We start from the raw sequence: 25,898 nt of genomic DNA, 5'->3' as shown, positions 1-25,898 counted from the left end.
GCTGCATGAATGGGTGATTTTTCAGAGAATCTTCGTGCTCTACGTCACGAATTTCACGCTAACCCAGAGTTGGGGTTCCAGGAGGAATGGACAAAATCCCGTATTGCCAAGCACTTGCATGATCTCGGGATAGAAGTGCACGAAGGTGTGGGCATAGTCGGCATCCTCCGAGCGGGCAAAGGCAATCGCGCCATCGGATTGAGGGCTGACTTCGATGCGCTCCCCATTACCGAAATCAACGACTTCCCTTATCGCTCCCGAAATGAAGGGATAATGCATGCATGCGGACATGACGGGCATACAACTATGTTGCTTGGCGCGGCTGAGTTACTAGTCAAAGACCCGGATTTCGACGGTACGGTTGTCTTACTGTTCCAGCCCAACGAAGAGCATGGTTTAGGTGCCAAGGCGATGATCGACGAAGGTGTATTGGAACGCTTCCCAATCCAAGAGGTTTATGGCGCCCATAATTTACCCGGCGAACCGGTGGGGCACGTGTCAACACGAGCAGGCGTTATTACGTTTAGCGAAAACTTGTTTGAGATCGAAATCAAGGGGCAGGGTGGGCATGCTTCCATGCCACATGTCGGGCGGGAGACCATAACTCCTGCCTCTGAACTCGTTCTTGCGTTGCAGACTATCGTTTCGAGGAGATTGCCACCCTCGTCCGGCGCGGTGGTTTCAGTGACCGAGTTCATCACGGATGGTCAGCGCAACGTCCTGCCTGGCTGCACGGTATTGAAGGGTGATGCTCGCGCAGCTTCGCCTGAGGACCGGCGCTTGATTGAGGACAGTATGCGCCAGATTGCTGCTGGCATTGCGCTGAGTCACAACGTTGATGTTAATGTGGAATTTCGTACTGAGTTCGTCGAGGCTGTTAACAATGTCGACGCTGCAAACCACGTTATTGCAGCCGCTGAAGCGCTTCAACTTGACACTGACGGCAATCGCCCCCCTATGACTTTCTCAGAAGATTTTGCCAATTTCGCGGCGGCGGTGCCGGGATGTTTCCTGCTTATCGGTAACGGGAAAGAAGGGTCTCATGGCCGCCCTTTGCATTCTGCGGATTACGATTTCAACGATGAGCTTCTTCCGATTGGCGCAAATTTGTGGGCTGAACTTGTTCGCCAACGGCTACCCAAACGCGGCTAACCTAGGAATCCAAAAGTCTCAAATATCTTCCTGCCATTCAGGCAATCCCCATTTCGGCCCGACAGCTCCGTGGGCGCTTGGTGGATTTGTGCGCTCTGAAGCGCGAGACTTCTCGACAGCTAGCCAGAACGTTCCGCCGGAGGGTGCCCGTGAATATCTTGGTCGAAGGTGAGCGCTAGGATCCGCGGGTATCTGCAACGGAGTTGAAAATAATGTCTGGTTCGAAGTCGATGACAGGTGTGACTATATTGGACGCAAGAACAAGATTGGTAAATTCGCTTACGGCCTCTGCCGTTCAAACGGCTCGCTGGCCTAGCTACCTGACTCTGATGTGATCGCTATACCCACTCACCGTGCTCAAAGTTCTGCAAAGCCTCCCCTTTTTCATTGCTGCTTGATGCCCTGACAATGCAACACGGCGCTAAATGTAGATGTACAAAACTGGTCTCTTATGGCTCTGGCTATCTGTCCGAGCGCGTTAATTCAAACCTGTCATCGTCGTTAGCTTACTCCGTTCTTCTGTCCTCCAAAACCAAAGTGCTGCACTTCTCGCCGATCATGATCGACGGCGCATTTGTATTGCCGCTGACGATGTCTGGCATGATCGAGGCATCCGCCACACGCAGTCCACGGATGCCATGGACTCGAAGTCGCGGGTCAACGACTGCGCGGTCATCTGTGCCCATCTTGCAGGTCGAGGTGGGATGATAGATCGTCTGCGCCATGTTGCGGGCGGCTTCGAGGTGCTCTTCATCCGTTTCGATTTTGCCTGACGGCACATGTTCACGCACGATGAAAGGCGAAAGGGCGTTGGTCCTGGTCATTGCACGGGCAAATTTCACGGCCCGGATCGCGCAGAGTTGATCGCCGGTTGTAGAAAGATAATTTGGCACGATCTTGGGATAGGCATGCGCATCAGGCGAAGTGATATGGATGTGCCCGCGGCTTTCAGGTCTCAGTTGGCAAACTGAAGAGGTAAAGCCCGAGAACGGGTGCATTTCGATCCCCGGTTTGTCAGCGGATAGCGGCTGAAAGTGGAATTGAATGTCTGGCGTTGCCAATCCTTCCATCGATTTGGCAAAAATTGCGACTTGGCTGGCGCCCAGGCTCATAGGCCCTGTTCGGCGCAAGGCATATTCGATGCCGATCCCCGCGCGATGGAAGATATTGTTGATCGCGTCATTCAAGGTGGGGACGTTGACTTCATAGACTAGGCGGATCTGCAGGTGGTCCTGAAGATGCTCGCCAACGCCGGGCAAGGCGTGACGAACGTTTACACCAGCGGCCGTCAGGACATCTGGGTTTCCGATGCCCGATAACTCCAGCAGCTGGGGTGACCCGATAGCGCCGGCAGACAAGATGACTTCACCGCCCGGGTTCAGCATCGCTTGTTGTGCGGCGCCTTTGACGTCGTAGGAAACTCCCGTCACCTGCTTCGGTGCGTCAGAGGCAAAGATGAGGTTGGTGGTATGTGCGTGCGTGACAACGTCAAGGTTTCTCCGCTTGCCTTTGATGGGCGTTAGGAATGCCTTGGCCGAAGAGCAGCGGAAACCTTTGCGCGCGGTTTGGTGAAAATAACCTGCGCCCTCTTGTTTCTCGCCGTTATAATCGTCGGTCCGGGGCACGCCCATTTCGACGGCGGCCTCGATGAAAGCCTCGGATATAGGAGATTTGGCGCGGATCAGAGATACCGCTAATTCGCCATCTTTACCGTGCAGATCGGGGTCTGCATCTTCGTGAACTTCTGATCGCTTGAACAATGGCAACACATCATCCCAAGACCAACCGGTGTTCCCCAATTGCGCCCAGCGATCATAGTCCTCTTTCTGGCCCCGCACATAAAGCAAGCCGTTGATCGAAGACGATCCGCCAAGGGTCTTTCCGCGCGGCCAATCCAGTGCGCGCCCGTTCAGACCGGGATCGGGGTCGGCCTTGTAGCACCAATCGGTGTTTGGATTATGCAGGGTTTTGAAGTACCCGACCGGAATGTGAATCCAGGGATTTGTGTCCTTTCCCCCGGCCTCGAGAAGCAGAACCCGGATTTTCGGGTCGGCGGACAATCTGTTTGCGATGACGCAGCCAGCAGAGCCCGCGCCAACTATAACATAATCATACGACATTTTTATACTCGGTCAGGCTTGGCTGGAGCCACATAGGGAAGGCGCGCGCGCGCTTTAGTATCCGCAGCACCAGCGTTCCGGATATATCGTTCGTCGTCGTCTTTGCGGACGGTGTATACGTAGGTGGGATCGCCTTCGGTTACCTTGTGTATGGCAAGGCGACGGACCTGGCTGGCACGGATCGTGTCGCGCAGTTCGTCCGGATTCCAACCGTCAAGCAAGATCGCTTCAAGTTCGGCTCTGATATTCGCACAATCCGGATCGGTAGCGCGGTTGGTTACTTCGTTGGGATCTTCTTCTACGTTGTATAGAAGCGTATCGACTCCTTCGAGCCACATCAGTTTCCATTGACCCTTTCTAACCATGCGGCTGGGGCCGGTGGACCCGTCTGCGGCGAATTCTGAGATCACAACATCTGACAGTCCAGACGTGTCACCGTTCAGGGCAGGAACCAGAGACTGGCCGTCGATAGGAGCAGCATAGTCCTCGAATGAACCCTCAGCTGCGAGGTCCGTGAGTGTCGGCAGAAGATCTATGAGTGAGATATTCTCCTTCACTCGTGCCGGTTTGAAACGATCCGGCGAGTATACGATGAAGGGCACGCTGGAGGCCCACTCGAAGAAGTGTTGTTTGAACCACATGCCGCGCTCACCCATCATCTCGCCGTGGTCGGCGGTCACGATGACGATGGTGTTGTCGATCTGGCCGGTCTTTTCCAGAACATCCACAAGGCGACCGACTTTTTCGTCTATATACGAGATCATTCCGTAATAGCCGTGGCGGGCTTTGCGGCGGTCTTCGGGCGTGACTGTGAACTCGTGCCGCGACTGGCAGTAGTGCAGGTTGCGGCTGAGATGATCCATCTCGTTCAGTTCCAGAGGCGGGACGGCAGGGTATTCGATTTCATCATGATCGTAGAGGTCCCAGTACTCTTGCCCAATCACGAAGGGCGAGTGCGGGGAGGTGAAGGAAACCGTCAGCATAAAGGGGCGGTCGTCGCCTTTTCGCGCCAGATCATACAGCGCCTGAACGCCGTGGTATTCGACCTCATCATCGTAATCCATCTGCATGGTACGGATCGCGGGGCCGCTTTCCAAAATAGGGGCCATGGTCAGATTGGTGGGCTTGTACTCGCGCCCCTTGGACCAATCCACGGTCCAGGCGAAGTTGGCCGGGTAGATTTCGGTCGTGTGGCGTTTGTCGTAGCCGTGCAATTGATCGGGGCCGACAAAGTGCATCTTGCCGGACATCTCGACCCGGTAATCCATGCTGCGCAGATAATGCGCGAATGTCGGAATGTCGGTGTGGAATTCGCTGGCGTTGTCATACATGCCGATCGAGAACGGCAGTTTGCCTGCGTGCATAGACGCACGGGACGGTCCGCACATGGGCAGGTTGCAATAGCAGTTTTCAAACACCACTCCATTTTCCGCAAGCCGGTCAATGTTGGGTGCTTTGACGGTCTTGTTGCCATAAGCCGCCAACGCGTTCGCCGCGAGTTGGTCCGCCTGAATGAATAGGATGTTTGGACGCGCCATATTCGTTTCCTGAGAAATAAGGAGATTAAGCCCGGGCGGCGAGAAGAGGGGAGGACCGCCCGGGACGCCGAGGTTGTTATTGGATTACCATTCCCAACTTTTCGGCTGTGTCGCTGAAGGTATTAACCTGACCTTCAACGAATGCTTTTGTGTCGTCTGGTGAAAGAACTGTTGGGACTGAGCCCAGCTTTTCTGTGGTCTCAACCCAGCTTTCATCAGCTGCAATTGCCCCAAGCACCTCGACCCATTTTGCCACGACATCTTCGGGCAGGTCTTTGGGTCCCCAGACACCTGTCCAGCCGACAACGTTTTCCAAGTTAGGATGACCCAGTTCCTGTGCGGTTGGCGTGTCAGGAATGGCTGCAAAACGTTCGGGTGTGGTGGTCAGCAGGGGGCGGATCTGGTCAGATTCGATCGCACCGGACAGGCCCGAGAGATTGTGGAAGATCAAGTCGGCATGCCCGCCCACCACGGCTGCGGTCGCCTTACCGCCGCCTTTGAACGGGACATGGATCAGCGCTTCGGAGTCGACGCCGAGATCATCCAGCATGATGAGCATCGCCATGTGCAGTAGGGTGCCAACACCGGCGGACGCATAGGACAGGCGCTCACCATTTGCGATCGCAGTCTTTAGTTCTTCAAAGCTTTGATACGGCGAGTCCGCGCTGACGCCTAATACAAACGGGTTCTTTTCGATCAGACCCAGAAAGGTAAAGTCGTCCCACTTATAGGGAATTGTCCGGTTAATCGCCGGAACGGTGGCCTGAGATCCAACGCGCGCCATTAGGAGGGTGTAGCCATCGGGGCGTGATTTGGCGACCTGAGTCGAGCCAACAACACCACCCGCACCGGTCTTGTTTACCACCAGAATGTTCTCACCCAGGTAGTCCGGCGCCTCAGTGCTGAGGGTTCGCGCGGCCAGATCAGCAGCGCCGCCAGGGCCATATGGCACCACTAAAGTCACTGGTTTACTTGGATAATCTTGCGCGGACACCCCCATCGGGATCGCGAGCAGTGCAAGGCTGCTCAGCGCTGCGGTTACTGTGTTTCTGACTGTCATTTGTTGCGTCTCCCTGAATCGAGTGGGACTCACCATAATAAAATACTTGCAGTAAGTAAATAATTAAGTAAAGATACATTCAGGAGGTGCAAAATGGCAGGTTGGTCACAGGAAGAGATCGGTCGCGGGAACAGGCAGAGAGTCCTTGGGGAGATACTGGGATCAGGCACGATTTCGCGAACGCAGATCGCAGATAACCTTGCGCTGAATGCCGCGAGCGTTTCGAGAATTACGCGAGAGCTGATCGAAGCGCGGCTGGTTCAGGAGGTTGGCGTGTCCCAACCTGAAGGGCGCAGGGGGCCAAGAACTAAAAAACTGACCATGGACCGATCCGGGGGTTATGTGATCGGAATCGGTATCAATGCGTACCAGCAGGTAGTCACGCTTGCCGATCTGTCGAATAATCGCATCGCATCCTGGGATGCCGGCGGGGCGGGTCTAACTGACGGCACCAGTTTCATAAGGGCATGCTGTAAGCAGGCCAAAGCCTTGATCGAAGAGCATGTCCCAGAAAAGGATCGGCTTTTTGGGGTTGGCCTGACGATCGCCGGCAATCTGGACAAAGCCCGCGGGATTGTCATTTCCGCGCCCACACTCGGCTGGGCCGAAGAAACCAATGTTTGCGGGATCGTGAGAGAAGAGCTTGGTGTTCCAGTTGCGCTTGAAACACCAAGTGCCGCGATCTGCCAGTCCGAAGTAGCTTTTGGTGCTGCGCGGAACATCGAAAATGTCGCTGTGATTTACTGCGCAATGGGTTTCGGAATCGGGCTGCAAGTCAACGGCCAGCCCTATAGTGGGATTGGTCGGGTTGGTGGCGTTTTGACTGAGGCCAGGACCACTGAAGGAGTGGGATCCAACTCAGCCGTTTCTCTGTCTGATCTGTGTGGCGGAAAGGCGTTGTTACGTCAGCTGCTGACACCAAAGATATTTGAGGCGCTGTCCGATCAGGAGAGAGCCCAGAAAATCCGGGATGTTGTTTCAGCGGCCAATGACGCGGATGGAGAATATAGATCTGTTGTAGAAGATTTCGGGGCCAGGGCGGCAAACTGCTTTTCGCTAAGCCTGACAGTTTTGCAGCCTGAACTGGTTTTGCTCGCCGGCCCTTTGGCGCAGTCGCCATACTATCTGGAGGCATTTCGAAAGCAGATCGACAATCTGAAAGCCGACCTGCAGCAGCCGATTAAAATCAAATCCAGCGCGATGACCCACATGGGGGCGGCACGTCTGCTGTCGCTTCACGAAAACATCGCAAACGCAGAGCTGGATCTGAATCTGCTAAAGGGAGGAAGCTGACAGTGGATAGTTCAAAGAAACTCGACCTGTTTGCAGGGGCGTTATTCCTTGTCCTGGGCATTCTGACGCTGATTGTGCTTATTCCCGTAGGTGTCGCTTCACCGGGGTCTGTTGAAATTTCAGCATTGTCGCCGGAATTCTGGCCAAGAGTGATCGCTATTGCGGTTGTGGTCGTCGCTCTATGTCTGATGGCTGAGTCCTACTTTTTGAAAGTACCTGAACCCGATGCGGACGAAGATGCAGAAGCTGATGCTGTCTATAAGCTGGACACGCTTCCCGGGACTCTGCGGACGATCATCCTGATCTTCGCGTTGTTCCTGTTTTACTTTGCTTTGACGACCCTGGGCGTGGTTGCAAGCTCGATCGTTCTGATGCTCGCCATGATGCTCTTTTTTGGCGAACGCAAGTGGTACTACATCGTCCCGATCAGCATCATTCTACCTATTCTTCTGTACCTGTTCTTTCTGCACGTCGCGGGTGTGCCGATGCCGCTTGGCATGTTCGAAACGCTAGGCTGAGGAGACCCTGAGCATGATCGAGAATATTTCCACAGCCTTCCAGCTATTCCTCAGCTTCGAGAACATTCTGGTTATCGGCATTGGGGTTTTGATCGGTACCATCATCGGTGCGATACCGGGGATGACCACACCTATGGGTGTGGCCCTGGCCCTGCCGTTTACGTTCACGATGCAGCCTGTGACCGGTATCCTGCTGTTGCTTGGCGTCTACAAAGGTGGCTTGTATGGCGGGTCTCTGACCGCAATCCTGATCAAGACACCCGGAACCCCGGCAGCGTCCTGTACCATTCTGGACGGCTATCCACTGGCCCAGAAAGGTCAGGCGCGAAAGGCGCTGGATATCGCGCTTTATGCGTCCTGTGTGGCTGACCTAATCTCAAACATCGCGCTGATCCTGTTCGCCGGTTTCCTGGCAACCTTCGCGCTGCGCTTTGGTCCGCCCGAGTTCTTCACCCTGATTGTCTTCTCGCTGACAATCATCGCAGGAGTTGCAGGCCCCAGCCTGACCAAAGGTATCCTGTCCGCCTGCCTGGGCCTGATGCTCGCCACCGTTGGACTTGATCTGATCTACGGCACGAACCGGTTCATCTTTGGCAATTATGAACTGATGTCCGGGCTGAACTTTATTCCGGTGCTCATCGGCCTATTTGCGATCCCTGAAATCCTCGACCGTGCGACACGCCGTCCCCGTCCTCCGGGAGCACAACGCCAGGAACTGGGTCGCGGTGCAAGCTTTGCCGAATTCCGCAAGACCTTGAAATCGGTTATCCGCGGCAGCTTCATTGGCGTTATTCTGGGCGCCATTCCCGGTATCGGCGGCGCCCCGGCTGCCTTCCTGAGCTATAGCGAAGCACGCAGAAACTCAAAACATCCGGAAAATTTCGGCAAGGGCGAACCCGAGGGCGTCGCCGCAGCAGAGGCGGGGAACAACGGCGTGGCCGGCGCGACGATGATCCCGCTGTTGGCGTTGGGTGTTCCCGGTGACGTGATCACGGCAGTGATCCTGGGTGCGTTCATGATCCACGGGTTGCGTCCGGGACCCATTCTCTTCGCCGAGAACCTTCCGATGATTTACGCACTGTTCATGGGTATCCTGCTCAGCTCGGCCTATCTGTTCATCGTGGGCAAGGTTGCCATCAAAACCTTCAGCCGTGTTGCCCTGATCCCGAACCGCATCCTGTACCCGATTGTCTTCACGCTGTGTGTCTATGGCGCTTATGCGGTGAACAACAACCTGTTCGATATTCTGGTCATGCTGTGCATGGGCCTCGTTGGTTTCGCGATGCTTCGGTTGGATATCCCGGTCGCGCCGTTCTTGATCGCCTTTGTTCTTGGACCGCTTCTTGAGGACAACTTCCGCCAATCGTTACTGTTGTCTGACGGGAGCCTGTCGATCTTTGTCAGGAACGCGATTTGCTGGCTTTTCTGGTTGCTCACGGCCTTGTCGATCTTTGTGCTCATTCGCTCCCGTATACGTGCCTCACGCACGGGACAGGTATCAGTGCTGACGACTGGCGGTTAATCTCAAAGACAAGGACAAGACCATGGCTAACGCAGACAATGCTGGTCTGGGGCGCTTTGCATACAGTTTTGCAGTGATATCGGATACGCATGTCAATCCGGATGAAGACAAGTGCAATTCGCCTTTTCCCGTTAACGCCCGTGCTAACAGACGCTTCCGGTATGTCATCGCGGACATCAATCGCAGAGAGGTGGACTTTGTCGTCCACCTCGGCGATCTGCTTCATCCGGTCCCCGAAACCGGAGCGCTGTATGTGCAGGCTGCCAATGCCTACCGCGCGATCGTGTCTGACCTGACGATTCCGATCCATGTGCTGCCGGGCAATCACGATATCGGAGACACGCCGATCAGTGGCGGGCCGGCAAGCCCGACCACGCCGGCGATGATCAACGCATGGGAAGGTGAGTTCGGCGCACATTACCAAAGCTTCGAAAAGGGTGGCGTTCGCTTCATTCTATTGAATGCGCAGTTGATAAATTCCGGTCTGCAGGCAGAGGAAGATCAAAAAAACTGGGTCGAGACCGAGTTTGCGGCCGCACAAGGTCAGCGCGTTATGCTGATGCTCCACCACCCGGCCTATCTGTGTTCCCCGGATGAGCTTGACCATTATGACAACACCAATCAGCCGGGCAGGAGCTGGCTGTTGGGTTTGCTCGAAAAGCATGGGGTCGAGGCCATGTTCTCGGGTCATGCCCATAACTTTTGGTATGACCGCTACGGCGAGACAGATTTCTACCTTGCCCCGGCGACCAGCTTTGTCCGGCAGGATTACTCGGAAATGCTGCGCGCCATTCCGCCCGATGGCAGCGAATTCGGCCGCAATGATGCGGCCAAGCTGGGGTACTTTGTGGTGAACGTCTACGAGAACGGACACGTCACCAAGTTTGTTCGGACAAATGGGTCGGAACTTGCTCGGGGTGAAAAACCCGTAGGCAAGATGTTGAAGCTCGCGCCGGAACCAAGGGAAAACACCAACCCGCTGATCGGTTTCGACCTGCGTCAGAACTGGGCCGAAATCTCGGAAGTGCTGCCCAGTGGTGGACTGGATGAGTTCGATCGAAAACCTGTGCGCAACGACTATCACCTGCTAGCTCTGCAAGAGATGGGTGTGCGCGATATTCGCATCCCTCTGCACGACCTCCTCGATCCTGCACGACGAGCACGGATTGGTGTGCTGAAGCATCTTGGGTTCCGAATTACTCTGTTCGGATTTGGTGTTCCGGAGAAACACCTGGATCTAATCGCTTCCGAAGCGGACAAACTGACCGATTGGGAAATCACGTTGAACTGGAGCGATGTGGAGCCAGCGACTGATGCACTGGTCAAAGCTCACGCCGCGACTGGCCTGCCAATCTACATCTCCCGGATGCGTACAAAGGACGATATCAAGGCCGAAGGTACGTATTTCCACGTCATCAATCACGGGTTCAACACAGAGGATTCCGAACAACTTGCCTTCCTTGCTGCGCTACCAAAGCCTTGTGGCGTTATCGGCGCTGTTTTTCGTCTCGGCAACAGTGATCCGGTCAGCAAGAAGTTGGATGCGGCTGATCGCGCAGTCGCGGCCCTCGGCTTGAAAGCATCGGTGCACCTGAGGGTCGCCGGCGACAACCCGGCCGTACCGCACATGGATGATAACACAACGGTTGTGCGGGTCCTTGAAGCGATGGACACCCGCGCGAAGCTCAGGAATACGCGTGTTTTCTGCGACACCCTTGTTGATGTGGATCGGGGGTATTTCGTGCGCCACGGAGCCATTGATCGCTGTAACAACCCACGGCCACTGCATGGTGCTGTTCGTACGCGGCATGCACGGAATGCCTGAAATCCCCAAGACTTGGCCCTCGCCAGACTTTCTGGTGAGCGCTTCTTCTTGGAGTGCCGCCTCGCTGAACCCACTCACAAGGGTCAACTCACAGTTTCAAGCCTAGGTAGGACTATGTAATGGAGACTTTCGGCCTTACGACAGAAATGATCGTCGTATTGATCCTGTTAGGCGTAACCGTCTTCCTTTTCGTTTCTGAGATCGTTCGGGTCGATGTGGCAGCTATACTGATCATGGTCACCTTGGGAGTGCTTTCGGCCATACCCGGACTGCAGGGCCTTGCCGATCCCCGACATCTGTTTGACGGCTTTGCAAGTAACGCAGTGATTTCAATCATTGCCGTCATGATCATCGGGGCGGGGCTGGATCGGACCGGTGTCCTGTCACATGTGGCCCGCTGGATCATGCGCGTGGGCGGTACAACAGAGACCCGGATCATGTTGCTGATTTCGTCGATTGTGGGCGTCATCTCATCCTTCATGCAGAACGTCGGCGCCGCGGCCTTGTTTCTGCCGGTCGTCTCGCGCATTTCGGTGCGATCCGGCCTGCCAATGTCGCGGCTTCTGATGCCGATGGGGTTTTGCGCCATTCTGGGCGGGACCATGACAATGGTTGGATCGTCACCCCTGATCCTGCTCAATGATCTTATCTTGACTATCAACAACTCGCTGCCTGCTGAACAACAGATGGAGACCTTTGGCCTGTTCGATATCACGCCAGTGGGTGCAGCATTGGTCGTGACCGGACTTGTTTATTTTACCGTGATTGGTCGCTTTCTGTTGCCGGCAAGGCAGGATGTTGGCGGTGTCGAGGGTCTCAGCGTCGAAGACTACCTCAGCGCAACCTACGGCATTGTTGGAACAATCCATGAATTGACGCTGCCAGAAAAACATGAACTTGCGGGGCGGACGGTCGATGAAATCCAGCGCAGCAACCATATTCAGATCATTGCTGTACAACAGGGTGCAAACACCATCATGACACCGCCGCGCGACATGGTTATCGAAGCTCCTGGTGCGTTGGCGGTCATTGCGGATGCTGAAACGCTGAAACAATTCACGGCGCGGTATGGCCTTTCCGCGCTGGAAAAGCTGGATCGGTTTTCAGATGCTTTGGAGCCGGGCAAAGCAGGTATTGCCGAGGTCGTGATTCCTCCGGGGTCCGGTATGATCGGCGAAACGGGGCGTTCAAGCTGGCTGCGCAAAGTCTATGGCTTGGCTCCGCTGGCGATTTACCGGGGCGGTGAGACGCTTTCCAGCGACCAAGAAGATATTGGTGAAATTCCGTATCTGGCTGGTGACACGCTGGTGTGCCACACGCCGTGGGACGCGCTTGTGAGGTTAGAAAAGAACCGGGATTTTGTCGTCGTGACCTCGGATTTCCCGCACGAGGAACTGGTTCCTCAGAAAGTAGGCTGGGCTTTGTTGTTCTTTGCTATCGCGCTTGGACTGGTACTATTTTCGGATTTGCGGTTGTCGATCTGCCTGCTCGTCGGGGCCGCGGGTATGATAGTCAGTCGCGTTCTGACGATAGATGACGCTTACAGCGCCGTCAGTTGGAGCACGGTATTCCTGCTGGCCAGCCTAATACCTCTCGGGGTCGCCGTGCAGTCGACAGGAACGGCTGAGTGGATTGCGCAGCAAGTGCTAAAACTTCTTGGCGACGCCCCGATCTGGGTGTCGCAGGCCGCGATTGCTGCGCTTGCGACCGTGTTCACACTGTTGATGTCCAATGTCGGCGCAACAGTTCTTCTGGTGCCTTTGGCAGTGAATGTCGCAATCGGTTTGGGCGCCGATCCCGCGTTATTTGCAATTACCGTGGCGTTGGCGACCTCAAATTCGTTCCTGATCCCAACCCATCAGGTCAACGCACTGATCATGGGACCGGGTGGATACTCTGTTGCAGACTTCTCAAAAGTGGGCGGTGTCATGACACTGCTGTTTCTGATTGTTCTAGTGATCGCCGTTTAACGAGTACGATCAGCTAGGCTGGACATGGCTGAGCGCGGGTGAAACCGAGCATCGAGCGGAACCGATATTTGGTGTTCGGGTTTCAGTCCTTTACATCTGCGTCGGCATCCTAGGCGGGTCTTGAAATCGCGCACGTGATCCGAAACCCGGATACACTTGAGTGTTCATCATCCGATAAAACCGGTTCTTCAGTAAGCTGTAGTGATAGCTTTGAGGTCGGGCGTGATCTCATGGCGGGGATCACCTACAACAGCTCTTTCCCTCTTGGATCGGTGGGCAGGCGACGGTCCCATAAGAGCAGAAAACGCAGCAATCCCCGGGCAACGGCTTCAAAATGGTGCGGCAAGCAGCGCACTCGTAGAACCACTGGCACGCATCGCTAGGCATGGTTTCGACGGTTGAATGGCCGCACTCAGAACACGTGATTTTGCTTTCTAGGGTCACATTCAGGTCATTCATATTGTCACTTTGGAGATACGAGACAGTCGTGAATACGGGCTTCGAAAAACACGTTAATCCAAGTCAAGGTATTTGGTACACTGGTTTCCATGAGCGTATCCTCTTAGATGCGCCAATGTTCACTTTGTGTATTTCCAATACTCAAGCAATCAGCACCATGATAAAGACCATGGCGAGCAGGTTGGAATTCGTTGCCGCATTCTTTCCGAACACAACCAGCCAACCTTTGCCCTGGCCGATGATCTAAAAGGCAATTGGCAAGCTGCAGGGAGAAAGAAGCACAAGTACAGGCAGGCCCACTGCGCCAATCAAGGTGTAGCTTGAGGCCGTGGCGCTTGCTCCCATTCGTGCTGCTATGCATCCCCTAGTAGCTGAGGTTTGATATGAAATATGTTCGCATAACCGCGGTTGATGGAGCATCAAGACATGGCGGGGCACCGATAGAGACAATCCGCTACCACAAAAGAATTCTATCATGCCGTCTAACTCAATTTCTCTTTTGCTCGGCTCCTTACCCAATCGGCGAATAAGTTGGCCATTGGTTGAGCATCAGAGTTAACCTCAAGCCGGTAGCCCCGGCTGGAGCGGACAGACTGTGTTCCTACTTGAACGAGCCGCCCTTGTTCGAAAAACTTGTCAACAAACGGTAAAAATCCGATCGCAATCCCCCGCCCAAATGCTGCAGCTTCGAGAACGATGTGTGGTTCTTCCAGTACTTCTCCGCGCTCAGCATATTCCGTTGAAGCGCCTGTAGCAGAAAGCCAGTGGCGCCATGCGGTGCGATCACGGTAGTGAATTGGTGGTAGCTTACCTTCCCAAAAATTTTCACCGACGTTCAGACCGGGTGCTGCTACAGGGACAGCTTTGGTGTTGAAAAGCAGAGTTGTTCCGGTTGCTGGATCGTCCAGTTGATCCCAGATGATCGAAACATCTGCCAGACGCGCATCCGGCTTCCCGATCACATGGATCAAATCCACTCGCAATCCGGGATGCTGGGCCTCGAACGCGCCGATCCTCGGCAGCAGCCACTGCGATGACAGATAAGGTCCAACCGAAACGCGCAGCACCTCATGGGTTGTCAATTTACCAGTGATTTCATTGATTTCATTCCAGATCACTGCGGTAGCACGCGCCAGCTCGGCGCCATCCTGAGTGAGTCTGACTTCTCGCACGCGACGCTCGAACAACCGTTTTCCAATGGCGTTTTCAAGCGCCGTAATGCGGTGGCTGACAGCCGAGGGTGTCACGCTCAGGATTTGAGCCGCGCGGGAAAAGCTCAGGCTTTCGGCAGCATGATGAAAATAGACTAAGGCACCCAGATAAGAGGGGTCTTTGGGATCGGCCAGCATTTGGATTCCATAAGTGAGCTTAGCTCAACCTTCCTGTGTTGAATTCGAATTTGTCAAACAAAATCGAAGTGGACCTTATTGCAGACAGGAAACCTACAGGGAACAGACCAATGCCAACCGCCCGCCACAGCATTCGCTCCGCCGCCACCGAAAATGGCCATATGTTTGTAGTCTGGGAAGACGGCCACGAAAGCCGGTTTCATCCCATCTGGTTGCGGCATCAATGTTGGTGCCTGGACTGCGGCACTCCGGAGACCGGTGTGCGCGGCATCCGCTTGCATCACATCGATGAAGGAATCCGTATCGAGAGTGCCAGAGTGGAAGGCGATACCATTCTCGTTATCTGGCCGGACGGACACCGGTCCGAATATGCGGCTCGCTGGCTGCGTAATCACTGTTACTCGGACTCCGAACGCAGCCGCAGGCGTGTGCGGCCTGTTCTTTGGGACAGATCGATCAACGCGGATATTCCGGTCGGATCGTTGGTTGAGGCCGAGGGTGATCCGGCAGCCCGATTGAAAATCCTTGAAACGGTCCGGGACTACGGTTTCTGCAAAATCGTTGAAGCGCCCACTGACAAGGCGGAAAGCCAGCGGATGATTCAACTGGTCGGAGCGCAGCGTCAGACACACTATGGCACCTATACGCTGAAAAAGAAAAAGACAGTGACCAATGTTGGCGACACTACCGGACCGTTGGATCCGCATGTGGACGAACCGTATCGCTATGCCGCGATTGGCATCACCGTGTTTCAGGTTCTGCGACCCAGTTCTAACGGAGGTGCTTCGACGCTGGTTGACGGGTTCGAAGCCGTCCGGCGCCTGAAGGAGAAGTGGCCCGAGGACTTTGATCTGCTCTGCAACATGCGGGTGACGTGCCAGCGCTTTGACCCCGGTGACAACAGCCATGGCAACATGCGCTGGTACAAATCCCGTTTGCCGATCATTCAGCGGGATGATCAGGGTGAGGTTTGCGGTGTACGGATGAACGAGCGGCAGATCTCTCCGTTGGACGTGCCCGCAGATCAGGTGGTGCCAGCCTACCGCGCTTTAAAAAGACTCTTTGATCTGCTGTATAGTAATGACCTGCGCCTGACACTGGATCTGAAAGCGGGCGAAGGACTGCTGTTCGACAATCAGCGGCTGTTGCACGGTCGAACCGGGTTCACGCCTGAAACGCCGCCGCGTGCAGTCCTGACATCATCGGTCGATCTGGACGACTTTCATTCCAGCCTGCGTCTGCTTCAGCGGGACCTGGACCCCGATGCCATGCATATGGTGCTGCAGCAGGGGATGGCGGGATGAATGGCCCTTTCAAGGTGCTCGCTCTTGGCGGTGATCACATTGGCCCCGAGGTCGTCGCCAGCGGGCTGGAGGTGTTGCGCCAGGCTGCCAATCAATTCGATGTCGCGGTCGACATCGGCGAAGATCTTCTTGGCGGTGCGTCCTGGGACGTGCATGGAACGTTCTGCACGGATGCGGTCGTCGCCAAGGCGCGGGCCGCGGACGCTATTCTGGTCGGCGCAGTGGGCGGGCCGGAATGGGACGACATCAGGATTGACAGACCCATTACCGAAACCGATGGCCTGACCCGCCTGCGGATCGAATTGGACGTGTACAACGCCCTGCGTCCTGTGCGTGCCTGGTCGGCGCTCTTGCCGCAGACACCGTATCGGCCAGAGGTCGTGGAGGGGGCTGATCTGCTGGTTGTTCGGGAAAATTCAGGCGGCATCTACTATGGTGAACCTCGCGGGCGCGAGGTGCTGAATGACGGCCAAGTCCGCGCTTTTGAGATCAGTGAGTACCGCACGGCCGAGATTGAACGCATCGCCCGCTGTGCCTTTGAGGCAGCGCGCGGACGGCGAGGGTATGTGACCTCTCTGGACAAGTCCAACGTGATGGAGAGCGGCAAGCTCTGGCGTGAAACGGTGGCGCGGATCGGGCACGACGAATATCCCGATATCGAGCTCAACCATTTGTTGATGGACTACGCACTCTTTGCTGTGGCGCGCGCGCCTCGGGACTTTGACATACTGCTGGCCGACAATCTGTTCGGGGATCTCATCTCGGATCTTATCGCTGTGGTTTCCGGATCGCTGGGGATGTTGCCTTCGGCGACACTTCCTGCCGCTGCGCGGGTTGGACATCCGGTCAAGGGAGGGCTCTACGAGCCGACCCATGGCAGCGCGCCGGATATCTCCGGACGGGGGATCGCTAACCCGATCGGCGCGATCCTGTCTGTGGCGATGATGTTTGAGCACGGCTTTGGGCATCTTCACGCAGCGCGTGCGATAGAGCGAGCAGTGGATAACGTTTTGTCAGCTGGGCTGCTGCCGCCAGACTTAGGTGGGGTGGCCAGCACGGCCTCCATCACGCAATCGGTTTTGAGTGGTTTGAGGCCGAACACATAATGATCGGAACGGCCCGATTGGTAGTCATCATCAGCCAGCGACAGACTGATCCCGTCCAATCAGAGTAGATTGTACCATGAATTGCAGTTTGCTAACTTCATGCACGCGCTGGGGAGGGCGTGCATACCATAATGTTGGACTATTCGCATAACGCGTGGCTCGTGGCGGCCTCATTGGCCGTGGCGCTGATGGCTGGGTTTACCGGCCTCTATCTGACACATGGCGCGTCCAAACTTGATAACCAAAAGCGAAAGTTCGTTGTTGCGCTTGCAGCCGTCATTCTGGGCGGGGGCATCTGGTCGATGCATTTTGTTGCAATGCTGGGATTGCAGCTTCCGATCCTGTTCTACTACGACGCGTTGGTTACCCTGATTTCAGCTTTGGTTGCCATTCTGATGGTTGGTTTGGCGCTGTTGCTATTACATTTCCGTCCCAGAACCATGCCAACCATTGTGGGGGCCGGCATTATCGTCGGATTGGGCATCGTGGTAATGCACTATGTCGGAATGGCGGGGATGGAGCTTTGTCGACCGGTCTACAATGCGCTCGACGTGGTAATTGCGACCCTCGCCTCTGTAGTGCTGTCCGTGCTTGCAATCTGGGTTGCTTATGACAACCGGACACAGCGCAATATTCTGCTTGGAACCGTCTGTTTTGGTTTGGCCGTGTTTACTATGCATTTTGTGGCGACCGGTCTGACTGATTTTGTTGCCAGTGATAACGCCAGTGGGGCCGGACCTGCGCTGAACAACCAGGTTCTGGCCATGGGCGTCACCATTGCGGTTTTCCTGATCTGCGGGGCGTTTCTTCTGACAGGTGTTAGCTTCCTTGGATTTGAGACAGAGGTAGCAGCACAACCTGACACTGCTCAGCCGGAACCCAACGCGCCAGTTCAGATGCGTGCGGGTGTCCCATTCGAGCGAGAAGGGCAAACCTTCTTTAGTGAATCCGGCAAGATCGCGGCCATCCGCGCTGAGGGGCACTATACCGTTCTTTACATCGGGTCCGAGAAGCTGTTCTGCCCTTGGTCGATTACCGAAGCCGAAAGTCGCCTGAAACCGGATGGCTTCCTGCGGGCGCATCGGAGTTATCTGGTAAACCCGAAACATGTGTCAAGTTTCGAGCGACACAAGGATAATGGCACCTGCTATTTCGACGGAGTCGATGCGTTGACAAAGGTTCCGGTCAGCCGATCCCGTCTAACGGATGTCCGAGAGGCACTGGGTCTCTGATCGCAACTCGTGCAGCTTATTCGCAACTCGTGAAACAAGCGACGCGCCCCGTTTCCGCCTGCTGGAACGGCTGATCCCGTCGTCTTTTTCTTACCCTAGGTCCCCCAAGGCATTTCGTCCGGACCCAGGGAGGAAAAACATGATACCAGCCGGTTTTGAGTATCACCGGCCAGGCGACATCGCCTCGGCCATAGGCATTTTACAGGAACATGGAGACGAAGCGCGCGTGATCGCGGGCGGGCACAGCCTGATCCCGATGATGAAGCTTCGCATGGCCGAGATGGGCCATCTGGTTGATCTGCAGGCCATTGAGGAACTCAAGGGCATCGAGGTCGGCTCTGATACCGTGACGCTTGGCGCGATGGTGACCCAGCACGAACTGATCACCCATGACGGTCTGGCTTCGGCCATTCCATTGCTCCGTGAGGCGGCTCTGCAGATCGCTGACCCTCAGGTCCGCTATGTGGGCACTGTTGGAGGCAATGTTGCAAACGGTGATCCGGGTAATGACATGCCGGGGCTGATGCAGTGCCTGAACGCAACGTTTGAGCTGTCCGGTCCGGATGGCACCCGCAGCGTCGCCGCCCGGGATTTCTACGAGGCCGCCTATTTCACCGCGCGTGAGGACGAGGAAATCCTGACCAGGATTTCGATCCCCGTGCCGGGTGCAGGTGTGGGCCAAGCCTATGAAAAGCAAAAGCGCAAGATCGGCGATTACGCGACGGCTGCGGCTGCGGTGATGGTCGGCAATGGCCAGGCTTCGGTAGCGATGACTAACCTGGCCGACACGCCAATCTGGTCCGACGAAGCGAGCGCACAGCTGGCCGGGGGCAACGTGGACGGTTGCGTTGCTGCGATGCTCGCCGCGATCGACCCGGTGGCCGACAACCGCGGTCCCGTCGAATTCAAAAAACACGTGGCCGTCATAATGCTGCGCCGCGCCATCGACCGAGCGCAAAGCCGCGCGGGCTGAGGGGAGGAACACTTATGTCGAAGATGCACGTCAAACTCACCGTGAACGGCAAGCAGGTCGAAGGTCTGGCCGAGCCGCGCACGCTGTTGATCCACTTCCTGCGGGAAGATCTTAAAATCACCGGTCCTCATATTGGATGCGAAACTAGCCATTGCGGGGCCTGCACCGTGGATATCGATGGCAAGTCGGTCAAATCCTGCACGACATTCGTGACGCAGGTGAACGGAGCCGATGTCACCACTGTTGAAGGGTTGACCAATGACGACGGCAGCCTTGGTGTTCTGCAAGAGATGTTCCGCGAACATCACGGGCTGCAATGCGGCTTCTGTACGCCGGGCATGATTACCCGTGCGCATCGTCTGCTGCAGGAAAACCCGAACCCGACCGAGGAAGAAATCCGCTTCGGTATGGCCGGAAACCTGTGCCGATGCACCGGTTATCAGAACATCGTCAAGGCGATCTCGGCCTCGGCTGACATGCTGAACGCTCAGAAGGAGGCCGCGGAATGAACGATCAAACCATGACCCCCGAAGAACGCGCCGCCAATCTCAAAGGGATGGGAAGCTCGCGCAAACGCGTCGAGGATGTGCGCTTCACCCAAGGCAAAGGCAACTACGTCGATGACATCAAGCTGGACGGGATGCTGTTTGGTGCCTTTGTCCGTTCGCCCTATGCTCATGCCCGCGTTGTCAGTGTGAACAAAGACGCCGCAATGGCCGTGCCCGGCGTTGTTGCTGTGTTGACAGCCGAGGACCTGGCTCCGCTGGGTTTGCATTGGATGCCAACGCTGGCAGGTGACAAGCAGATGGTGCTGGCCGATGGTAAGGTTCTGTTCCAGGGCCAGGAAGTCGCCTATGTCGTCGCCGAAAATCGATACATCGCAGCAGATGCGGCTGAACTGGTCGAGGTCGAGTACGACGAACTGCCTGTTCTAACCGATCCTTTTGAGGCTCTGAAATCGGACGTTGTCCTGCGTGAAGACCTTGCGGGTCAGACCGAAGGAGCCCATGGGCCGCGCAAGCATCACAATCACATCTTCACGTGGGAACAGGGCGACAAGGACGCCACCGAAGCCGTTCTAGGTGAGGCCGATGTCGTGGCCGAAGAGATGGTCTATTACCATCGCACCCACCCATGCCCGTTGGAGACATGCGGCTGTGTTGCCTCGATGGATAAGGTCACCGGCAAGCTGACGCTCTATGGCACTTTTCAGGCCCCCCACGCGATCCGGACGGTTGTGTCGCTGATCTCTGGCCTTGCCGAGCACAATATCCGGGTCATCAGCCCTGATATCGGTGGCGGCTTTGGTAACAAAGTTGGTGCCTATGCGGGCTATGTCTGCTCGGTTGTCGCCTCGATTGTTACCGGCCAGCCGGTGAAATGGGTTGAGAACCGGATGGAAAACCTGATGTCCACCGCCTTTGCCCGCGACTACTGGATGCAGGGCAAGATCGCCGCGACCAAAGATGGGAAGATAACCGGTCTTTGGTGTCATACGACAGCGGATCATGGTGGATTTGACGCCTGCGCCGACCCGACCAAATTCCCGGCCGGGTTCATGAACATCTGCACCGGGTCCTATGACATCCCGACTGCTTATCTTGCTGTGGATGGTGTCTACACCAACAAGGCACCGGGCGGTGTGGCCTATCGTTGCTCGTTCCGGGTAACCGAAGCTGCCTATTTCATCGAACGGATGATCGAGGTACTGGCCATCAAGCTGAACATGGACGCGGCCGAGTTGCGCCGTATCAACTTCATCAAGGCCGATCAGTTCCCGTACCAGTCCGCGCTGGGTTGGGAGTATGACTCGGGTGATTATCACACTGCGTGGGATAAGGCGTTGAAGGCCGTGGATTATGAAGGTCTGCGGGCGGAACAGGCGCAGCGGATCGAGGATTTCAAGGCCGGAAAGACCCGCAAACTGCTGGGCATCGGCTTGACGCATTTCACCGAAATTGTCGGGGCCGGACCGGTCAAGAACTGCGATATCCTCGGTCTGGGTATGTTCGACTCCTGCGAAATCCGCATCCACCCGACCGGCTCCGCCATCGCGCGGCTGGGGACGATCAGCCAGGGTCAGGGCCATGCCACGACCTTTGCCCAGATCATCGCCAGTGAGATTGGCCTGCCTGCCGATGACATCACGCTGGAAGAAGGCGACACGGACACCGCGCCTTACGGTCTGGGCACCTACGGGTCTCGGTCCACACCTGTGGCCGGTGCGGCAACGGCCATGGCAGCGCGCAAGATCCGCGCCAAGGCGCAGATGATCGCGGCTTACCTGCTTGAGGTCCACGATGACGACGTCGAGTGGGACGTGGATCGGTTCTCAGTCAAAGGCGCGCCCGAACGGTTCAAGACCATGAAGGAAATCGCCTTTGCCGCCTACAATCAAGCCATTCCGGGTCTTGAGCCAGGTCTTGAGGCCGTCAGCTACTATGATCCGCCAAACATGACCTACCCGTTCGGCGCCTATATCTGTGTCATGGAGATCGACGTGGATACCGGCGAATGGGACGTCCGGCAGTTCTATGCGCTGGACGACTGTGGAACCCGGATCAACCCGATGATCATCGAAGGGCAGGTCCATGGCGGCGTGACCGAGGCGCTGGCCATCGCGATGGGTCAGGAAATCGCCTATGATGAGATGGGCAACGTAAAGACTGGCACTCTGATGGACTTCTTCCTGCCCACGGCATGGGAGACGCCCAACTACACCACTGATCACACGGTGACGCCGTCTCCGCACCACCCGATCGGTGCCAAGGGCGTGGGCGAGAGCCCGAATGTCGGCGGTGTGCCTGCGTTTTCGAACGCGGTGCATGATGCATTCCGCCCATTTGGCCTTGTTCAGAGCCACATGCCGCATGACCACTGGCGCATCTGGAAGATCGCCAACGGTCTGGGAATGCACGGCTAACAGGAAAAGCCGCCGTGCCGAAATACAGCGCGGCGGCAATCCGGGAGAATGGCATGAGCTTGCATGACATACAGCAAGGCCTCGCCGAGGTGGGCTATGTTGCCGACGACCGTTTGGCTATGGCGTTGCATCTGGCGCAGACGCTTGGGCGTCCATTGCTGCTGGAAGGGCCGGCTGGGGTCGGCAAAACCGAGGTCGCCAAGGCGCTCGCAGCACAGCGCGCGGCGCGGTTGATCCGGTTGCAGTGCTACGAAGGGCTGGATGCCAGCCACGCGATTTATGAGTGGAACTACCAACGCCAGTTGCTGGCCATCCGTGCAAGCGAAGCGCAGGGCGGCACCAGCGAAGCGCAGTTGTTCACCGATGACTATCTGCTGAAGCGACCATTGTTGGAAGCAATCAGCGAAGAAGAACCGCCTGTACTGCTGATCGATGAAATCGACCGGGCAGATGAGGAGTTTGAAGCCTATCTGCTGGAAATTCTGTCTGACTTTCAGATAACGATCCCTGAACTCGGCACCATCAAGGCGCGTTCTCGGCCCATCGTGATCCTGACCGCGAATGGGACTCGGGACTTGTCAGACGCGCTGCGGCGTAGGTGCCTGTATAGTTTCCTTGACTACCCCTCGCGCGAAACGGAAATGGCAATCCTGAAAACTCGCATGCCTGAAGTCGAAGGCATGCTGGCGCGCCAGATTATTGGCGTTGTGCAGGCGTTGCGCAAAGAAGACTTGGAAAAGACCCCCGGCGTTGCCGAGATGCTGGACTGGGCGGCCGCCCTTTCAGGGCTGGGTGTGAACGACTTGGCGCAATCCCGCGAAGAGGTTCAGGCAACCCTTGTTTGTCTTATAAAAACTGCAGCTGACTATGACGCTGCCCCGCCCGAAGTGATGGATCGCCTGATCGGAAAGGTGGCATGATGCGGGTCACCCGGTTCCCCTCTCGCGCGTCCGGTTTGTCGGATCGCATGTCCGGCTTCATCGCGCATCTGCGCATGAACGGAATGCGCGTCGGGCCGGCTGAAACGGGGGACGCATTGGCCGCGCTGGCGGCGGTTGAGGCGACGGATGTCAGACAGGCCCAGCAGGCACTTTGCGCGTTGCTGGCTGGCGACACCGACGATTGGCGGCGGTTCGATGAGCTGTTCGAAGCTTATTGGTTCAATACAGGGAAGCAACGCACGGGAACCGCCCAAACGGCTCATGTACGGGTTCAATCCGCCAGGCCGATGATTTGGCAGCAAGAGAGTCAGGATGCTCAGGATACCGAGACCAATACGGATCAGGCCGCCGCACCTGATACCGGCGATGAGGAGGCCGTGGGGAGAGACGGGAAGCTTATCGCAACCCGTACGGCCAACCTGTCGCGCCGGGATTTGCGTGAACTGATGGATGAAGACGCGTTGCGGCAGGCCGAACAAGCCGCAACGGCCATCGCGCGCGCTATCCGCGATCGCCGCTCGCGCCGGCGCAAACAGGCGCTGAGAGGACCCGCATTGGATATGCGTCGCATACAGCGGGCCAGCCTGGCGCGGGGCGGAGAACCCATGGACCTGTACCGTCGCGCCCGACCGCCTCGTCCGATGCGGATCGTGGCATTGTGCGATGTCAGTGGATCGATGACGGTCTATTCGCGGGTTTTTCTGGCCTTCCTCAAAGGTCTGATCGGCAGCGGAACAGAGGCGGATGCTTACCTCTTCCATACCCGCCTGATGCGCGTCACGGATGCGTTGCGCGACCACGACTCGTTCCGCGCGGCAGGGCGGCTGTCACTTATGGCCGAAGGGTTTGGAGGCGGCACGGACATTTCGGGCAGTCTCGAGCACTTTCTGAACGGATACGGCGCGCGAGCTTTGAACGGACGGACCATCGTACTGATCTTGTCAGACGGGTATTGCAGTTCTGACCCGCAGGCCTTGGGAGATGTTTTGTACCGGATACGACGAAAAGCGCGACGGATCGTTTGGCTGAACCCGCTGAAAGGCTGGCGCGACTATCAACCCATCGCGGCCGCGATGCAGGCGGCTGAGCCTTATTTAGACGCGCACCTGCCCGCCAACACGCTGGCAGCGTTGGCGGCGTTGGAAACCGAATTCCGAAAACTGTGAAAGGACATGGCCATGGCAGGTTTCGATATTTTCGACACGATTGAGGAGTTACGCAGCAAAGGTGACGCCTTTTGTGTGGCAACGGTCCTTCGTACAGCCGATGCAACCTCTGCCAAAGCTGGCGGTAAGGCGGCGATCACGCGAGATGGACGGATTTTGGGTCATCTGGGCGGAGCATGCGTACAGCGCGCCGTTCGTGCATCCGCGCAAGAAGCATTTGCGAGTGGAACTCCGAAAATGATCCGCGTGAAACCCTCGGACAAGGTGGTGGCGATGGCAGATTCCGATGGTGTTCAGACTTTCAAAAGCGGGTGCCCATCAGGTGGCACAGTGGATTTGTTGATCGAGCCATATCAACACGCTCCGCGCCTGATTATTTTTGGTGAATCTCCGATAGCCCATGCTCTCGCGTCTCATGCGGCGTTGACCGGATTGCGCGTTTGTTTGCCTGAGGGTTCTGAAAGTGCGGTGGATTTTGCCAGCTTTGATCCTGACGACGTAACCGCATTAGGCGTCGAACCGCGCGATTTCGTTGTTGTCGCCTCGCAGGGGCAGGGGGATGGCGCTGCGTTGAAAGCTGCCTTGGAAACTCCGGCACGCCGGGTGTCTATGGTTGCAAGCCGCCGTAAGGCTCAGGTGTTGTGCGATAGACTGGTCGCACAGGGGTTGGCCCTTGAAAAAACCAAACGGCTAAAGTCACCGGCAGGTCTCGATATCCGCGCCATCGATCCGCATGAGATCGCACTGTCGATCCTTGCGGAAATTATCCTCTGGCGAAATTCAGACAAATCCAAGGAGACTTCGCATGATGAAAAAATGGCGTGATCGGTTGCGCGCCTTCATGGCTGCGCAACCCAAAATGACCTCGGAAGAAGCGACCGAAGCTGCGCTTCGCGTTTATCCCAGATGTTGTTGAGAAAAGGACCCTCAGATGGAACTAAATGACGAAATCCGCATCGCTGCTCCGCGAGATGTCGTGTATCGCGCGTTGAACGATCCGGATGTGTTGCGGGAGTGCATCCCCGGTTGTGAGGAATTGATACAGCATTCTCCCGAGCATCTTGAGGCCAAGGTCGTATTGAAAATCGGTCCCGTCAAAGCACGCTTCAGCGGGGAAGTGACATTGGATAATTCCAAAGCGCCAGATGAGTTTTCTCTGACTGGTGAAGGTAAAGGAGGTGCAGCGGGTTTTGCCAAAGGCGGTGCAGATGTTTCTCTCTCTCCGGATGGGGAAGAAACGGTGTTGTCTTACACAGCGAAGGTTGAAATCGGCGGAAAAATTGCACAGCTGGGCAGTCGGTTGATTGCGGGTACGGCGAAGAAGCTCTCGGCCAAGTTTTTCGACAGATTTAGTGAAATCGTCGCCGAGCAATTTGCCGACTAGAAGAGCTTGCCTTGCATTGTCTTGGACCATCGGCACATCGTCATATTGCGTCATGTTTGTATG

General features: G+C 56.3%; 21 protein-coding genes. 16 read left to right on the top strand and 5 right to left on the bottom strand.

Annotated elements, in window-relative coordinates; all coding sequences use genetic code 11:
• Positions 1-9 precede the first annotated feature (9 nt).
• Positions 10-1,152, top strand: coding sequence for an amidohydrolase (locus GOX61_RS13455; RefSeq protein ID WP_170334448.1), 1,143 nt, complete (start codon positions 10-12; stop codon positions 1,150-1,152).
• Positions 1,153-1,658: 506 nt separating this feature from the next.
• Here GOX61_RS13455 and GOX61_RS13450 read toward each other — a convergent pair.
• The 3 genes from GOX61_RS13450 to GOX61_RS13440 all read right to left on the bottom strand — a co-directional run bounded on the left by GOX61_RS13450 (position 1,659) and on the right by GOX61_RS13440 (position 5,870).
• On the bottom strand, positions 1,659-3,272 hold the full coding sequence (locus GOX61_RS13450) for a GMC family oxidoreductase (protein ID WP_170334446.1): 1,614 nt from the start codon (positions 3,270-3,272) through the stop codon (positions 1,659-1,661).
• Between the two features lie 2 nt (positions 3,273-3,274).
• Positions 3,275-4,810 carry a choline-sulfatase gene (betC, locus tag GOX61_RS13445; protein WP_170334444.1) on the bottom strand — a complete coding sequence of 512 codons (1,536 nt, stop codon included), beginning with the start codon at positions 4,808-4,810 and terminating at the stop codon, positions 3,275-3,277.
• Positions 4,811-4,886: 76 nt separating this feature from the next.
• Complete coding sequence (locus tag GOX61_RS13440) at positions 4,887-5,870, bottom strand: Bug family tripartite tricarboxylate transporter substrate binding protein (RefSeq protein ID WP_170334442.1); 984 nt, start codon at positions 5,868-5,870, stop codon at positions 4,887-4,889.
• 93 nt (positions 5,871-5,963) lie between these two features.
• On the opposite strand from GOX61_RS13440, the gene GOX61_RS13435 reads away from it, so the two are divergent.
• The 5 genes from GOX61_RS13435 to GOX61_RS13415 all read left to right on the top strand — a co-directional run bounded on the left by GOX61_RS13435 (position 5,964) and on the right by GOX61_RS13415 (position 12,998).
• The gene (locus tag GOX61_RS13435) at positions 5,964-7,163 is read left to right on the top strand and encodes an ROK family transcriptional regulator (protein WP_170334441.1); all 1,200 of its coding nucleotides are present in this window, start codon (positions 5,964-5,966) and stop codon (positions 7,161-7,163) included.
• Positions 7,164-7,165: 2 nt separating this feature from the next.
• Positions 7,166-7,681: a tripartite tricarboxylate transporter TctB family protein gene (locus GOX61_RS13430; RefSeq protein ID WP_170334439.1), complete on the top strand. Its 516-nt coding sequence runs from the start codon at positions 7,166-7,168 to the stop codon at positions 7,679-7,681.
• A gap of 13 nt (positions 7,682-7,694) precedes the next feature.
• On the top strand, positions 7,695-9,203 hold the full coding sequence (locus tag GOX61_RS13425; protein ID WP_170334437.1) for a tripartite tricarboxylate transporter permease: 1,509 nt from the start codon (positions 7,695-7,697) through the stop codon (positions 9,201-9,203).
• Positions 9,204-9,225: 22 nt separating this feature from the next.
• Positions 9,226-11,028, top strand: coding sequence for a metallophosphoesterase family protein (locus GOX61_RS13420; protein ID WP_170334435.1), 1,803 nt, complete (start codon positions 9,226-9,228; stop codon positions 11,026-11,028).
• A gap of 119 nt (positions 11,029-11,147) precedes the next feature.
• A complete protein-coding gene (locus GOX61_RS13415) occupies positions 11,148-12,998 on the top strand; it encodes an SLC13 family permease (protein ID WP_170334433.1) in 1,851 nt (616 codons plus the stop codon).
• Between the two features lie 240 nt (positions 12,999-13,238).
• Here GOX61_RS13415 and GOX61_RS22435 read toward each other — a convergent pair whose 3' ends face one another.
• Together GOX61_RS22435 and GOX61_RS13410 are read right to left on the bottom strand one after the other, a co-directional pair.
• Positions 13,239-13,457 (bottom strand): GDCCVxC domain-containing (seleno)protein, encoded by a 219-nt coding sequence (locus GOX61_RS22435; protein ID WP_254436863.1) that lies wholly within the window; start codon positions 13,455-13,457, stop codon positions 13,239-13,241.
• A gap of 482 nt (positions 13,458-13,939) precedes the next feature.
• Positions 13,940-14,806, bottom strand: coding sequence for a LysR family transcriptional regulator (locus GOX61_RS13410; protein ID WP_170334431.1), 867 nt, complete (start codon positions 14,804-14,806; stop codon positions 13,940-13,942).
• A 110-nt stretch (positions 14,807-14,916) separates the two neighbouring features.
• Between GOX61_RS13410 and GOX61_RS13405 the strand changes: the two genes are divergently transcribed.
• From GOX61_RS13405 to GOX61_RS13360, 10 genes are all read left to right on the top strand, one after another.
• The gene (locus tag GOX61_RS13405) at positions 14,917-16,110 is read left to right on the top strand and encodes a TauD/TfdA family dioxygenase (protein ID WP_170334429.1); all 1,194 of its coding nucleotides are present in this window, start codon (positions 14,917-14,919) and stop codon (positions 16,108-16,110) included.
• Positions 16,107-17,216, top strand: coding sequence for a 3-isopropylmalate dehydrogenase (leuB, locus tag GOX61_RS13400; RefSeq protein WP_170334426.1), 1,110 nt, complete (start codon positions 16,107-16,109; stop codon positions 17,214-17,216). Before GOX61_RS13405 ends, leuB begins: the two co-directional genes overlap by 4 nt.
• 131 nt (positions 17,217-17,347) lie before the next feature.
• Positions 17,348-18,448: an MHYT domain-containing protein gene (locus GOX61_RS13395; RefSeq protein ID WP_170334424.1), complete on the top strand. Its 1,101-nt coding sequence runs from the start codon at positions 17,348-17,350 to the stop codon at positions 18,446-18,448.
• Positions 18,449-18,587: 139 nt separating this feature from the next.
• Complete coding sequence (locus GOX61_RS13390) at positions 18,588-19,421, top strand: FAD binding domain-containing protein (protein ID WP_170334422.1); 834 nt, start codon at positions 18,588-18,590, stop codon at positions 19,419-19,421.
• A gap of 14 nt (positions 19,422-19,435) precedes the next feature.
• Positions 19,436-19,930: a (2Fe-2S)-binding protein gene (locus GOX61_RS13385; protein WP_170334420.1), complete on the top strand. Its 495-nt coding sequence runs from the start codon at positions 19,436-19,438 to the stop codon at positions 19,928-19,930.
• Positions 19,927-22,344: an aerobic carbon-monoxide dehydrogenase large subunit gene (locus GOX61_RS13380; protein ID WP_170334418.1), complete on the top strand. Its 2,418-nt coding sequence runs from the start codon at positions 19,927-19,929 to the stop codon at positions 22,342-22,344. The genes GOX61_RS13385 and GOX61_RS13380 overlap by 4 nt, the downstream gene beginning before the upstream one ends.
• A gap of 53 nt (positions 22,345-22,397) precedes the next feature.
• The gene (locus tag GOX61_RS13375) at positions 22,398-23,264 is read left to right on the top strand and encodes an AAA family ATPase (protein ID WP_170334416.1); all 867 of its coding nucleotides are present in this window, start codon (positions 22,398-22,400) and stop codon (positions 23,262-23,264) included.
• Positions 23,261-24,451 carry a vWA domain-containing protein gene (locus tag GOX61_RS13370; protein WP_254436862.1) on the top strand — a complete coding sequence of 397 codons (1,191 nt, stop codon included), beginning with the start codon at positions 23,261-23,263 and terminating at the stop codon, positions 24,449-24,451. The genes GOX61_RS13375 and GOX61_RS13370 overlap by 4 nt, the downstream gene beginning before the upstream one ends.
• Positions 24,452-24,463: 12 nt before the next feature.
• A complete protein-coding gene (locus GOX61_RS13365; protein ID WP_170334414.1) occupies positions 24,464-25,276 on the top strand; it encodes an XdhC family protein in 813 nt (270 codons plus the stop codon).
• Positions 25,277-25,382: 106 nt separating this feature from the next.
• Entirely contained in the window at positions 25,383-25,835 is a 453-nt protein-coding gene (locus GOX61_RS13360) for a CoxG family protein (RefSeq protein WP_170334412.1), read from the top strand.
• The last annotated feature ends 63 nt before the right edge of the window (positions 25,836-25,898 follow it).

This window comes from Ruegeria arenilitoris (genome assembly GCF_013030265.1).
Taxonomy (GTDB): Bacteria; Pseudomonadota; Alphaproteobacteria; order Rhodobacterales; family Rhodobacteraceae; genus Ruegeria; species Ruegeria arenilitoris_E.
Note: the sequence above shows the minus strand (reverse complement) of the source record. Positions and strands in the feature narration are given on the sequence as shown.

Excerpts from the sequence above, each read along its gene's own strand:
- GOX61_RS13435 (WP_170334441.1), top strand. The coding sequence starts at position 5,964 with ATGGCAGGTTGGTCACAGGAAGAGATCGGTCGCGGGAACAGGCAGAGA.
- GOX61_RS13375 (WP_170334416.1), top strand. The coding sequence starts at position 22,398 with ATGAGCTTGCATGACATACAGCAAGGCCTCGCCGAGGTGGGCTATGTT.
- GOX61_RS13450 (WP_170334446.1), bottom strand. The coding sequence starts at position 3,272 with ATGTCGTATGATTATGTTATAGTTGGCGCGGGCTCTGCTGGCTGCGTC.
- GOX61_RS13380 (WP_170334418.1), top strand. The coding sequence starts at position 19,927 with ATGAACGATCAAACCATGACCCCCGAAGAACGCGCCGCCAATCTCAAA.
- leuB (WP_170334426.1), top strand. The coding sequence starts at position 16,107 with ATGAATGGCCCTTTCAAGGTGCTCGCTCTTGGCGGTGATCACATTGGC.
- GOX61_RS13390 (WP_170334422.1), top strand. The coding sequence starts at position 18,588 with ATGATACCAGCCGGTTTTGAGTATCACCGGCCAGGCGACATCGCCTCG.
- GOX61_RS13410 (WP_170334431.1), bottom strand. The coding sequence starts at position 14,806 with ATGCTGGCCGATCCCAAAGACCCCTCTTATCTGGGTGCCTTAGTCTAT.
- GOX61_RS22435 (WP_254436863.1), bottom strand. The coding sequence starts at position 13,457 with ATGAATGACCTGAATGTGACCCTAGAAAGCAAAATCACGTGTTCTGAG.
- GOX61_RS13360 (WP_170334412.1), top strand. The coding sequence starts at position 25,383 with ATGGAACTAAATGACGAAATCCGCATCGCTGCTCCGCGAGATGTCGTG.
- GOX61_RS13395 (WP_170334424.1), top strand. The coding sequence starts at position 17,348 with ATGTTGGACTATTCGCATAACGCGTGGCTCGTGGCGGCCTCATTGGCC.
- GOX61_RS13415 (WP_170334433.1), top strand. The coding sequence starts at position 11,148 with ATGGAGACTTTCGGCCTTACGACAGAAATGATCGTCGTATTGATCCTG.
- GOX61_RS13455 (WP_170334448.1), top strand. The coding sequence starts at position 10 with ATGGGTGATTTTTCAGAGAATCTTCGTGCTCTACGTCACGAATTTCAC.
- GOX61_RS13440 (WP_170334442.1), bottom strand. The coding sequence starts at position 5,870 with ATGACAGTCAGAAACACAGTAACCGCAGCGCTGAGCAGCCTTGCACTG.
- GOX61_RS13370 (WP_254436862.1), top strand. The coding sequence starts at position 23,261 with ATGATGCGGGTCACCCGGTTCCCCTCTCGCGCGTCCGGTTTGTCGGAT.
- GOX61_RS13420 (WP_170334435.1), top strand. The coding sequence starts at position 9,226 with ATGGCTAACGCAGACAATGCTGGTCTGGGGCGCTTTGCATACAGTTTT.
- GOX61_RS13405 (WP_170334429.1), top strand. The coding sequence starts at position 14,917 with ATGCCAACCGCCCGCCACAGCATTCGCTCCGCCGCCACCGAAAATGGC.
- GOX61_RS13365 (WP_170334414.1), top strand. The coding sequence starts at position 24,464 with ATGGCAGGTTTCGATATTTTCGACACGATTGAGGAGTTACGCAGCAAA.
- GOX61_RS13425 (WP_170334437.1), top strand. The coding sequence starts at position 7,695 with ATGATCGAGAATATTTCCACAGCCTTCCAGCTATTCCTCAGCTTCGAG.
- GOX61_RS13385 (WP_170334420.1), top strand. The coding sequence starts at position 19,436 with ATGTCGAAGATGCACGTCAAACTCACCGTGAACGGCAAGCAGGTCGAA.
- betC (WP_170334444.1), bottom strand. The coding sequence starts at position 4,810 with ATGGCGCGTCCAAACATCCTATTCATTCAGGCGGACCAACTCGCGGCG.